This window comes from Streptomyces sp. SID13666, assembly GCF_010548325.1.
In the GTDB taxonomy this organism is placed as follows: domain Bacteria; phylum Actinomycetota; class Actinomycetes; order Streptomycetales; family Streptomycetaceae; genus Actinacidiphila; species Actinacidiphila fildesensis.
Map to the genome: position 1 here is coordinate 41,098 of NZ_JAAGLX010000037.1, position 11,963 is coordinate 53,060.

The 11,963-nt window shown below is 71.0% G+C and carries 10 protein-coding genes; 6 read left to right on the forward strand and 4 right to left on the reverse strand.

The genetic code is table 11. From position 1 onward, the window contains the following. Positions 1-35: 35 nt before the first annotated feature. The 3 genes from G3I60_RS33255 to G3I60_RS33265 are packed head-to-tail and all read right to left on the reverse strand — an operon-like array spanning position 36 to position 3,612. Positions 36-971, reverse strand: a complete 936-nt coding sequence (locus tag G3I60_RS33255; RefSeq protein WP_138352285.1) for an N-acetylneuraminate synthase family protein — start codon at positions 969-971, stop codon at positions 36-38. An 11-nt stretch (positions 972-982) separates the two neighbouring features. After that, entirely contained in the window at positions 983-2,272 is a 1,290-nt protein-coding gene (locus G3I60_RS33260) for an acylneuraminate cytidylyltransferase (RefSeq protein ID WP_244809362.1), read from the reverse strand. A 23-nt stretch (positions 2,273-2,295) separates the two neighbouring features. Further along, positions 2,296-3,612 (reverse strand): DUF6716 putative glycosyltransferase, encoded by a 1,317-nt coding sequence (locus G3I60_RS33265; RefSeq protein ID WP_164294941.1) that lies wholly within the window; start codon positions 3,610-3,612, stop codon positions 2,296-2,298. A gap of 187 nt (positions 3,613-3,799) precedes the next feature. Here G3I60_RS33265 and G3I60_RS33270 point away from each other — a divergent pair, with 187 nt between their 5' ends. From G3I60_RS33270 to G3I60_RS33290, 5 genes are all read left to right on the forward strand, one after another. Continuing rightward, on the forward strand, positions 3,800-4,783 hold the full coding sequence (locus G3I60_RS33270) for a glycosyltransferase family 2 protein (RefSeq protein ID WP_164294942.1): 984 nt from the start codon (positions 3,800-3,802) through the stop codon (positions 4,781-4,783). Beyond that, entirely contained in the window at positions 4,783-6,153 is a 1,371-nt protein-coding gene (locus G3I60_RS33275) for a polysialyltransferase family glycosyltransferase (RefSeq protein WP_164294943.1), read from the forward strand. Before G3I60_RS33270 ends, G3I60_RS33275 begins: the two co-directional genes overlap by 1 nt. Next, the gene (locus G3I60_RS33280; protein ID WP_138352231.1) at positions 6,150-7,307 is read left to right on the forward strand and encodes an acyltransferase; all 1,158 of its coding nucleotides are present in this window, start codon (positions 6,150-6,152) and stop codon (positions 7,305-7,307) included. Before G3I60_RS33275 ends, G3I60_RS33280 begins: the two co-directional genes overlap by 4 nt. A 79-nt stretch (positions 7,308-7,386) precedes the next feature. Further along, positions 7,387-8,940: an FAD-dependent monooxygenase gene (locus tag G3I60_RS33285; protein ID WP_164294944.1), complete on the forward strand. Its 1,554-nt coding sequence runs from the start codon at positions 7,387-7,389 to the stop codon at positions 8,938-8,940. Positions 8,941-9,063: 123 nt separating this feature from the next. Then, positions 9,064-9,195 (forward strand): SCO1431 family membrane protein, encoded by a 132-nt coding sequence (locus G3I60_RS33290; RefSeq protein WP_138352233.1) that lies wholly within the window; start codon positions 9,064-9,066, stop codon positions 9,193-9,195. A gap of 32 nt (positions 9,196-9,227) precedes the next feature. On the opposite strand, the gene G3I60_RS33295 is transcribed toward G3I60_RS33290, so the two are convergent. Continuing rightward, complete coding sequence (locus G3I60_RS33295; RefSeq protein WP_164294945.1) at positions 9,228-10,826, reverse strand: methylmalonyl-CoA mutase; 1,599 nt, start codon at positions 10,824-10,826, stop codon at positions 9,228-9,230. A gap of 230 nt (positions 10,827-11,056) precedes the next feature. On the opposite strand from G3I60_RS33295, the gene G3I60_RS33300 reads away from it, so the two are divergent. Next, positions 11,057-11,932 carry a L,D-transpeptidase family protein gene (locus G3I60_RS33300; RefSeq protein WP_203674505.1) on the forward strand — a complete coding sequence of 292 codons (876 nt, stop codon included), beginning with the start codon at positions 11,057-11,059 and terminating at the stop codon, positions 11,930-11,932. Positions 11,933-11,963: the final 31 nt, after the last annotated feature.

Below are 11,963 nucleotides of genomic sequence, written 5' to 3' on the forward strand. Positions count from 1 at the left end.
GGGCCCGGCCGCTCGGGCCGGAGTGGCGCGGTCCGTCAGACGGAGGCGGTGGCGCGGTCCGAGCCCGACGCCTCGGCCTCGGCGACGACGCCGGGAACGCGGCGGAGCTTCTTCATCGGGCCGAGCTCGCCCTCGTAGACCTTCTTGACGCCGTCGCCGAGCGAGGTCTCGATGATGCGGATGTCGCGGACCAGGCGCTCCAGTCCCTGGGACTCCACGGAGGCGGCCTGGTCGGAGCCCCACATGGCGCGGTCGAGGGTGATGTGGCGCTCGATGAAGACCGCGCCGAGGGCGACGGCGGCCAGCGTCGTCTGGAGGCCGACCTCGTGGCCGGAGTAGCCGACGGGCACGTTCGGGTACTCGGCCTGCAGGGTGTTGATCATGCGCAGGTTGAGCTCTTCGTGCTTCGCCGGGTACGTGGACGTGGCGTGGCACATCACGATGTTGTCGCTGCCGAGCACCTCGACGGCGTGCCGGATCTGCTTCGGGGTGGACATCCCGGTGGAGAGGATGATCGTCCGGCCGGTGGCGCGCAGCGCGCGCAGCAGGTCGTCGTCGGTGAGGCAGGCGGACGCGACCTTGTGGGCCGGGAGGTCGAACTTCTCCAGGAACGCGACGGACTCGACGTCCCACGGGGACGCGAACCAGTCGATGCCGCGCTTGCGGCAGTAGTCGGAGATGGCGTTGTAGTCGTTCTCGTCGAACTCGACGCGGTGCCGGTAGTCGATGTACGTCATGCGGCCCCAGGGGGTGTCGCGCTCGATCTCCCACTGGTCGCGCGGGGTGCAGACCTCGGGGGTGCGCTTCTGGAACTTCACGGCGTCGCAGCCGGCCGCGACCGCGGCGTCGATGAGCGCGAAGGCGTTCTCCAGGTCACCGTTGTGGTTGATGCCGATCTCGCCGGTGACGTAGACGGGCTGTCCGGTGCCGATGTAGCGGGTGCCGACCGGACGGAGGTTCTTCGGGGTCAGGGGGGTGCTGGTCACTGGGAGAGATCCTTTGCGGAGAGAGGTGCTGAGGGGACTGCTGTGAGGGGTGCGTAAGGAGGGTCGGTAGGAGGGGCGGCCAGATTCGGGCCGAGAATCCACCCGGCGATCTCGCGGATCGCGCCGCGGCCGCCCGGGGTGGAGGTGATGGAGCGGGCCGAGGCCCGCACGACGTCGTGGGCGTTGGCCACGGCGACGGGCCAGCCGGCGAGCGCGAAGCAGGGCAGGTCGTTGACGTCGTTGCCGACGTACAGGACCCGCTCGGGGGCGATCGTCTGCTCCTCGCACCACTGCTTGAGGGCGAGGTCCTTGCGGGCGATGCCGTGGAGCACGGGCACCTGGAGCTTCCTGGCCCGTGCCGCGACGACCGGGTTGGTCTCCGAGGACAGGATCAGTACGGGGAGTCCGGCGCGGCGCAGTGCCGCGATGCCGAGCCCGTCGCCGCGGTGCACCGCGACGGTCTCCCGTCCCTGGGCGTCGACCAGCACCGTGTCGTCGGTCTGGGTGCCGTCGAAGTCGAGTACCACCGCGTCGATGTCGTCGAGGGTGGGGGTGGAGCCGGCGTCGAGGAGCGGCGCGAGAGCGCGGGCCCGGACGAGGTCGTCCGGCTCGTCGATCTCCAGGACGCGGGCCGGTTCGGTGCGGACCAGTGCGGTGCGGCCGAAGAACCGGTGGCCGGCGGCTCGGAAACCGGGGGCGCGCATGGCGTACGCGGCGCCGGTCTCCAACAGGTCCTGGGGGCGGTCCTGGCGGCGCGGGCGGGTGGCCTTGTCGTGGTTGACCCCCTGACCGCCGTCCTCGCCCTCACGCCAGACGAAGCCGTGGAAGGGGGCGACGGTGTGCGCGGTGTCGGCGCCGTCCTCGATGACGGCGGCGGCGACGCCGTCGACCTCCTCGCGGGTGAGGAAGGGGCTGGTGCACTGCACGAGCAGAACGACGTCGAGAACGCCGCCGCGCATCGCCTCGTAGGCGTCCATCGCGTGCAGGACGGCGGCCTCGCTGCTCGCCGTGTCGCCCGCGATGGCCGCGGGCCGCAGGACGACCTCGGCGCCGGCGGCGCGGGCCGCCTCGGCGATGGCGGGGTCGTCGGTGGACACGGCCACGTCGGTGACCAGCCGTGCCGCGAGGCATTCGCGCACCGCCCGGGTCACCAGCGGGACGCCGCCGACGGGCGCGAGGTTCTTGCCGGGGACGCCCTTGGAGCCGCCCCGGGCGGGGATGACGGCGAGGACGCGGGCGCCCGCGGGAACGGGAACGGGAGTGGGCGCGGACAGTGGGGTGGTCACGGGTGCTCCGGTCGGTCGGTTCGTCACAGCTGGCCCCAGCGGCGGATGACGGGCGCGACGCGCTGCACGCCCTGCCGGTAGGCGGTACGTGCGGAGTTGCGCGCGGCGTCCCGCAGCGCCCGGCGCAGGGCACTGGGCTCGCGCTCGGCGACCGCGCCGGGCAGCGGCTCGCCCTTGGCGTCGAGGCCGTGCCGGGCCAGCACGCCCGGCAGATAGCCGGGGGCGGTCAGCGGGGTGTAGTACGGCGCGGGCGGCGGCAGTTCGCCGGCCGCGACAAGGGTGGTGACGCGCTCACGCAGGGCCCCGAACGGGTCTTCCGAGGCCACGCCCTGGGCGGCGAGCCAGCCGGGGTCGGCCTGCGGGACATGGCCCTCGTCGAGCTGGTCCCAGGAGGCGAAGCAGCCCGAGCCGAGGAAGTGGTGGTTGCCGAGGGACTCACGGATGCCGAGGTCGGTGAGGACGGCGGTGGGGACGGAGCGGTGCAGGGACTCCAGGGCCGCGGTGGAGCTGACGGTCACCAGGAGGTCCGTGCGGTCCAGGACCTCGCCCATGTGCCCGTAGACCAGCCGCAGGTTGTCGGGCGGGCCGAGCTTGGCGACGAGCTTCTGGTACGGGTGCTCCTCGATGTGCGTGGTGTGCTCACCGGGCTTGCTGCGCAGCTTGACCAGCACCTCGCGCTCCGGGTGCCGCCGGGCGTGCTCCACCGCGCGGCGGGCCAGATAGGTGCGGTCCGTACGGCCTTCCGGCGCGGACGGCTGCACGGCGAAGGTGACGGTGAACGGCCGCTCGTCCGACGGCCGGTAGGGCGCGCCCTCCAGGAACGGCAGCGCGGTCTCGACGATGCCCGCGGTGTCCGCGCCGACACCCGCGTAGGTGTCGCGGAACCGCTGGGCGTCGTGCGCGCTGTTGGCCAGCACCACATCGGCGCCGGCCCGCAGCAGCAGGCCGTCGGCGAGCTTCTCGTAGACCACGCCGACGTATCCGGTGACGACCACCGGGCGGCGGGTGCTGCCCTCCCAGGCGCGGGCCAGACCGTGCAGCATGGCCTGGACGGTGCCGCCGACACAGGCGAGTACGACCACGTCGCAGCCGCCCTCGGCGTCCCGGCCGTGGCCGGCCTCGCTCAGGAACTCGGCGGCGGTGACCTCGCGCATCGACTCCGCGGGTATGCCGATCTCGGCGAGCTGGCGGCTCGTCGGAGTGGCCCGGCCACGGAGCAGACGGGCATCGAGCCGGACATCGGACGAAATACGGCGCGCTGTCAGCGCACCCCATTTCCAACGGGTGTCCGAATCGGCGAGAACGGTGATCCGCAACGGACCGGAAGAACTTTTCGGCACGACGCAGACGCTAGGAATCCGTTCCGAGCAGCGTTCCAACGTTGAGCCAACGGACGGTAAACAGCGTGCCGCGAATTGCCCAACCATGCTTAAGGGGCGGCTGCTTCATGGTCCCGACATGTGCCGTTCACCTGAGGGTCCGCGCAATGTCGGCCGCCGAGTCCGGTCGGCCCCTAACGTTCAGCAGGTGGTCAAGCTCTCCGTCATTGTGCCGTTTTACAACGTGCAGGCATTCGCACCCGACATGCTCCAAAGTCTTCGTGCGAACTCCCGCCCGGATTTCGAATTCATCCTGGTCGACGACCGTTCGACGGATGACACCCCGAAAATCCTGGAGCGGGCGACACGCACCCTTCCCGGCTCCGTTCTCGTGGCGCGCGAGACCAATGGCGGCCTGGCCACCGCCCGCAACACCGGAATCGACGCGGCGCGCGGCGAGTTCCTCACCTTCCTCGACGGCGACGACTGGCTGGCCCCCGGCTATCTGTCGCAGCTGCTCGCGGCCATCGAGGAGCTCGGTACCGACTTCGTCCGTACCGACCATGTGCAGTGCACCGACCGGGTCCGCGTCATCACTCATGTGCCGCACGGCCGGCGCGGGGTGGTGCTGAACCCGCGCGAGGCGATCCTGCCCGCCGCGCGGCCGACCTCCGTCGACTATCCCTTCGCCTGGGCCGGGATCTACCACCGCCGGCTCGCCGACGCGGGGCTGCTGCACTTCCCCGACGGGCTGCGGACCGCCGAGGACCGGCCGTGGATCTGGCGGCTGCACCGGGAGGCGGCGTCCTTCGCGGTGGTGGGCCTGCTCGGGGTCTTCTACCGGCGCGGCATCGCCACCTCGCTCACCCAGATCGGCGACGTACGGCAGCTGGACTTCATCCGCTCCTTCGACCAGGTGCTCGCGGAGACCGCCGCCGACCGGGACGCGGACCGCTTCCTGCCGAAGGCGGTACGGACCTACTGCGCGATCATCGCCCACCACCTCAACTCCATCGAACGCTTCGAACCGCAGGTCGCACGCCAGTTGAAGACGATGAGCGCCGCCGCCCTGAAGCGGATGCCGCAGGACATCCTCATGGAGGCGCTGGACTCGATGGGTGTCGACCGCAGTGTCCCGCTCCGCCGCCTGCGAAGGCGGCTCACCTCCTCGACCGGGACGGTGGCCGCCTGATGGCCCGCGCACGCACCCAGATCCATGTGGCGTCGACGCTGTACGGCGCCGCCACCATCGCGGCGGCCCTGGACGCCGGGCTGTTCGGCCCCGCGGACCGGCGGCTGCTGCTGATCAGCAACAACTCCGCCGTTCCGGAGACCACGCCCGCCGTCGACGAGGCCCCCGGCTTCGGGGCGCTGCGCGGCCGGTTCGACCGGGTGCTGTCGTGGAACGAGACCATCGCGCCGATGCACCCCAGCGACTGGACGCCGCGTCCGGAGGACGTCCCCATGTGGGAGCGGTATCTGCGGATGCTGTGGGACCTCGGTGACGACGATGTGGAACTGATCGTCGAGTCGATCCAGGTCAAACCCGCCGCCGCGCTGGTCCGGCTCTTCCCGGCCGCGCCGATCGAGGTCTACGCGGACGGCCTCATGTCGTACGGCCCGACCCGCGACAAGCTCGAACCGCTGGTGACCACCCGCATCAACCAGTTGCTCCACCTCGACCTGGTGACCGGACTGCGGCCGCTGCTGCTGACCGAGTACGGCATCGAACCGCGGATCGTGCCCGCCGCGGAGTTCACCAAGGTGCTGGCGGAACTCGCCGACGCGAGCGACGGGCCGGACGAGGCCGAGCTGTCCGCGGTCCCCGAGGACGCGGCGCTGCTGCTCGGCCAGTACCTGTCCGCGCTGGGGATCCTCACGGCCGTCGAGGAGGAGGAGCTGCACCTGCGGATGCTGCGCGGCGCGGCGGCCCTCGGGCACCGGCGGATCGTCTTCAAGCCGCACCCCATCGCCCCCGCGCACTGGTCGGAGCCGCTGGAGCGGGAGGCGGCCGCGCTCGGTGTGGAGCTGACGGTGCTGGACTCCCCCGTGCTGGCCGAGGTGCTGTACCAGCGGGCCCGTCCGGCGCTGGTGGTCGGCTGCTACTCGACGGCGCTGCTCACCGCCTCGGCGTTCTACGGGATCCCGGTGGCGCGGACCGGTACGGAGATGCTGCTGGAGCGGCTGTCGCCGTACCAGAACAGCAATCGCGTCCCGGTCACCATCGTCGACTCCCTGCTGCCCGATCTCGACGACGCCGAAGCCGTCCGCACCTGGTCCCCGCCGGCCCCCGAACGGATCGCCGGGGACCTCACGCCGCTGCTGCGCGCCGTCGGGTTCTGCATGCGGGCCGAGCTGTACCCGGAGTTGCGCGAGGAGACCGTCTCCTATCTGTCGAAGGAGCTGAACGCCCGTACCTGGCGGTACTTCAAGCGCCGCCGGCTCGCTTCGCTGGCCCTGCCGGGCGTGGTCCCTGCCCAGCTGGCGTTCCTGCCCCGCAATCCCCTGCTCCGTCGCGTCGCCCGCCGCGCACGCGCCTTGAAGAAGGCTGCCATCGGATGAGTCTCCAGCTCCAGCAGGTCACCGCTCAGGACCCGGCACCGGATGCCGCACCGGACGCGGTGGTGGCCGCCGCACCGCGGCCCGGCCGGCTGCGGGCGCTCGACGGGCTGCGGCTCGTGGCCGCGCTCATGGTGTGCCTCTACCACTACGCGGGGCGCGGCGGCGATGCCTGGAAGGCCTGGGGGCAGACGCCCGCGCTGGTCTTCCCCGAGCTGTCGAAGGTGGCCGTCTACGGGCCGCTCGGCGTCCAGATCTTCTTCGTGATCAGCGGGTTCGTCATCTGCATGAGCGGCTGGGGGCGCACCCTCAAGGGCTTCGCGGTCTCCCGGGCGACCCGGCTGTACCCGGCCTACTGGGCGGCCGTCCTGCTGGTCACCGCCGTCTTCGCACTGCCCGGTGTGGTCTGGAAGACCGTCTCGCCGAGCGATCTGCTCACCAACATGACGATGCTGCAGATGCCGGTCGGGGCCGACCGGGTGCTCGGTGTGTGCTGGACCCTGTGGGCGGAGCTGCGGTTCTATCTGCTCTTCGCGCTGGCCGTCGTGTGGCCGGGCGCCACCCGCCGCCGGGTGCTGGCGTTCTGCGGGCTGTGGACGATGGGCGCGGTGCTCGCGGACGCGTCGGGCGAGGCGTTCCTCAAGACCGTGCTGATGCCGGAGTACGCGCCGTTCTTCATCGGCGGCATCGGAATCTATCTGGTCCACCGCTTCGGCAACGACCCGCTGTCCTGGGGTGTCGTCGGGGTCGGCTGGCTGTTCGGCCAGCACTACGCGGTCAAGGGGCTGATCCCGAACGCGCATGCCGCGCACGTCTTCCAGCACCGCTCCGAATCGGTGATCATCCTCATCGTGACCCTCGGCTTCGCGGCGGTGGCGGCGGTCACCCTGCTGCCCCGGGTCGCGGGCGTCGACTGGCGCTGGCTGACGACGGCGGGAATCCTGACCTATCCCTTCTATCTGGTCCATGAACACCTGGGCTGGGTCGTCATCTTCCAACTGCACCAGCGCCTGCACATGCCGTCGTACGCAGTGCTGCCGCTCACCGCCGGGTCGATGCTGGTGCTGGCGTGGCTGTTGCACCGGTTCGTGGAACGCCCGCTGGCCCCCCGGCTCAAGCGCTTTCTGACGATGGTCCCGAAAGCTCCCGTCCGCTGACCGAACCTTGACCGTTTTCTCAAATCCCCATGAAGCAAAGGGTCTTGGCGTCCGGAACCCGTCGGTACGCTCTGTCCGCATGGCACCCAACAGCGCCCACGACGTGGACGTACTCATCGCCGGAGCAGGCCCCACCGGTCTGGCGCTCGCGGTCGACCTGGCCCGCCGGGGGATATCCGCCCGCCTCGTCGAACAGTCGGACCGGCTCTTCCCGGGCTCGCGCGGCAAGGGCTTGCAGCCGCGCACCCTGGAGGTCCTCGACGACCTCGGCGTGATCGACGCCGTCCTCGCGTCCGGTGGCCCGTACCCGCTGATGATGGGCTGGCAGGACGACCGGCGGCTCGGTGAGTGGGACCTGCTGGAGCGCTTCGCGCCGACGCCGCAGGCCCCGTACGGCGAGGTATGGATGCTCACCCAGTGGCGCACCCAGGAGATCCTCCACGAGCGGCTGCGGGAACTCGGCGGCGGCGTCGAGTTCGGGACCGCGCTCACCGGCATCACCCAGGACGCCGACGGGGTCGACGCGGCACTGTCCCTTCCCGACGGCACGGCCGGCACCGTCCGGGCCCACTTCCTGGTCGCCGCCGACGGCGGACGAGGCACCGGCCGCCGGGCGCTCGGCGTCGGGATGACCGGCGAGGCCATCGACCCGGACCCGATCCTGATCGCCGATCTGCTCCTCGGCGGCATCGACCGCGACCACTGGCACGTCTGGCCCAAGGCGGAGGGCGGCACCGTCATGCTCTGCCCGCTGGCCGGCACCGACCACTTCCAGCTGCTCGCCCAGTACACGGACACCGGCAGCGAGCCGGACGGCACCGTCGAGGGGATCCGCGAGCTCATCGGGGCCCGGACGCCGATCGGCGCCGAGCAGGTCCACGAGGTGCTCTGGTCGTCCGCCTTCCACCCCAGCGCGGCCATGGCCGACCGCTTCCGCGTCGGCCGGGTGTTCCTCGCCGGCGACGCCGCGCACATCCACTCACCGGCCGGCGGGCAGGGCCTGAACACCGGCGTCCAGGACGCGTACAACCTGGGCTGGAAGCTCGGCCAGGTACTGCGGCACGGTGCGGGACCCGAGCTCCTCGACAGCTACGAGGAGGAGCGGCTGCCGATCGCCGCCGACGTCCTGGGCCTCAGCACCCGGCTGCACGGTGCGACCCGCGACGGCGACGACACCGCCGCCCGGCAGCGCGGCACCGACACTCACGGCCTGGAGCTGAACTACCGGGGTGGGCCGCTCACCCGGGAACTCCGGCCCGCAGCGCTACCCGGGGGAACGCTGCCTGACACGGCGCCGCGCGCGGGCGACCGGGCCCCGGACGCGCCGCTGGCCGGCGGCGGCCGGCTCTTCGACCTGTTCCGCGGCCCGCACTTCACCCTGCTCGCCCTGGGGACCGCCCAGCTGCCGCCGGACCCGGGGGCGTGGGCGGGCCCGGGGGCGTGGACGGGCCCGGGGGCGGATCCGGGCCTGGTGCACGCGCACCGGATCGACGACGCCCCGGAGCACGGCGCGAACAGCGCGTACGCGGTCTACGGCGACGGGCTGTTCGTCGTCCGCCCCGACGGTTACCTCGGCCTGGCCACGGAGGATCCGGCCGATGTGGCCGGGTACCTTGCCCGCTTCACCGGCTGACCCTGCGGTGAAATGGGTCACGATCCACCATAAAGGTGAGTTTGCCCCTGTACAGCGGGCGAAAGGCCCCCGCATCCTGGGCAGCTGCGGGGGGCTTCTCATCGGCGGACGACAGGACTGGCAATGGCGGAGATCGCAGCGGCGCGTACCGGTACCGGCGGGCCCCAGGAGGGCCGGAAGATCGTCGAGCACATCGTCGGCTGGACGCTCTGCATCGTCGTGGCGATGCTGATCACGCAGCTCCACCTGCTCTGACCGGCGGCCTCCGACCTCCAGGGCCCGCCTGCTCAGAACGCGTCGGTCGGGACGTACGTCCCCCACACCTCGCGCAGCGCGTTGCAGACCTCCCCGACCGTGGCCCGCGCGCGCAGCGCGTCCTTCATCGGGTACAGGACGTTGTCCGTGCCCTGGGCCGCCTTCTGCAGCGCCGCGAGCGCGGTGTCGACGGCGCCCTGGTCCCGGGTGGCGCGCAGCGTCGCCAGCCGCGCGGCCTGCTGGGCCTCGATGGCCGGGTCGACGCGCAGCGGGTCGTACGGGTCCTCCTCGTCGAGCTGGAAGCGGTTCATACCGACCACCACGCGTTCGCCCGCGTCCTGCTCCAGGGCGATGCGGTACGCGCTGCGCTCGATCTCGCCCTTCTGGAAGCCGTGCTCGATCGCGTTGACGGCGCCGCCCAGGTCCTCGACCTTCCGCATCAGGTCCAGCGCGAGGGCCTCGACCTCGTCGGTCATCGTCTCGACCACGTAGGAGCCCGCGAACGGGTCGACGGTCGCGGTCACATCGGTCTCGTAGGCGAGCACCTGCTGGGTGCGCAGCGCCAGCCGGGCCGACTTGTCGGTGGGCAGCGCGATGGCCTCGTCGAAGGAGTTGGTGTGCAGCGACTGCGTGCCGCCGAGCACCGCGGCGAGGCCCTGGATGGCGACGCGGACGAGGTTGACCTCGGGCTGCTGCGCGGTGAGCTGCACGCCTGCGGTCTGGGTGTGGAAGCGCAGCATCTGCGATTTGGGGTTCTTCGCGCCGAACTCGTCCCGCATCACCCGCGCCCAGATCCGGCGGGCGGCGCGGAACTTCGCGACCTCTTCGAGGATGGTCGTGCGCGAGACGAAGAAGAACGACAGGCGGGGCGCGAAGTCGTCCACGTCCATGCCCGCGGCGACGGCGGTGCGGACGTACTCGATGCCGTCGGCGAGCGTGAAGGCGATCTCCTGCGCGGGCGAGGCGCCGGCCTCGGCCATGTGGTAGCCGGAGATCGAGATCGTGTTCCACTTCGGGATCTCGGTGCGGCAGTACTTGAAGATGTCGGCGATCAGCCGCAGCGACGGCTTCGGCGGGAAGATGTACGTGCCGCGCGCGATGTACTCCTTGAGCACGTCGTTCTGGATGGTGCCGGTCAGCCGGTCGGCCGGGACGCCCTGCTCCTCGCCGACGAGCTGGTACATCAGCAGCAGAAGCGCGGCGGGTGCGTTGATCGTCATCGACGTGGACACCTTGTCCAGCGGGATGTTCCCGAAGAGCACCTTCATGTCGTCGACGGAGTCGATGGCGACGCCGACCTTGCCCACCTCGCCGCTGGAGATCCTGGCGTCGGAGTCGTGGCCCATCTGTGTCGGCAGGTCGAAGGCGACGGACAGGCCCATCGTGCCGTTGGCGATCAGCTGCTGGTAGCGGGCGTTGGATTCGACCGCCGTGCCGAATCCGGCGTACTGCCGCATGGTCCAGGGCCGGCCGGTGTACATCGACGGGTAGACGCCGCGGGTGAACGGGTACTCCCCCGGCTCGCCGAGCTTCTCCGCGGGATCCCAGCCGTCGAGTGCCTCAGGCCCGTAGACCGGCTCGATGGGCAGTCCACTCTCGGTGGACCGGGCGGTGTCCGTCTCGCGCGCCATGGTTCACGCCTCCGCATCGCTGTCGCGTTACTGGTGGGTAATATCCTGTCTCCGGCACGGACTGTAGTTGCGGGCGTGCGAGCCGTGGAGGGGCCCGCGCTGGGAGCTTCCTCACAGTCTTGTCTCTCCGATGTCACGAAACAGTCTTGCTCCGGATCCGTGCAACTGCACGGGCGGGTTGAGTGTCTAGCCGGGTAACTGCAGATTCTGGGGGGCAAAGGGTGACTGTCTTGCGTACGAAGAGAACTCCGATAGCGATCGTGGTGGCCGCTCTGGCGGCAGCGGCTCTGGTGGGCTGTGGCCCGCAGGACAAGCCCACCTCGGGCGCCAAGCCGACGCCTGCCGCGTCGACCACCGCGAGTCCCACCGACTCCGCGAGCCCGAGTGACTCACCCTCACCCTCGGCGTCGAGCTCGACCACGGCCTCCGCCACCCCCAGCGCTTCCGCGACCACGTCCAAGCCCCCGGTCGTGCCCGCCGTCATGAAGCAGGGCTCCACCGGCGCGCAGGTCCGTGAGCTGCAGGCCCGGCTGGGCCAGCTCAACCTGTTCAGCCGTACGCCCACCGGCACCTACGGCTCGGTCACCGCGAACGCCGTGAACGACTTCCAGGAGCGTTACGGCCTGCCGATGACCGGCAGCGTCTCCGCGCAGACCTGGACCAAGCTGCGCGGCGTGACCAAGCAGCCGACGCACGCGGCGATGTACCCGCCCACCACCCAGCCGGCCAGCGCCAAGCTCGACCCGCGCTGCATGACCGGCCGTGTGCTCTGCATCAGCAAGACCAGCCGGTCACTGTCCTGGGTGATCAACGGCAAGGTGCAGACCACGATGGACGTGCGCTTCGGCTCCCAGTACACCCCGACCCGCGAGGGCCAGTTCAAGGTGGACTTCAAGAGCCGTGACCACGTCTCGACGATCTACCACTCGTCCATGCCGTACGCGATGTTCTTCAGTGGCGGCCAGGCCGTGCACTACTCGTCCGACTTCGCGGCCCGCGGTTACGCCGGCGCCTCCCACGGCTGTGTGAACGTGCGCGACAAGGCCGCCATCGCCTCCCTCTTCGACCAGGTCAAGGCCGGCGACAAGGTCGTCGTCTACTGGTGACCCCGGGCCGGCCTGACGTGAGGTCCGAGAA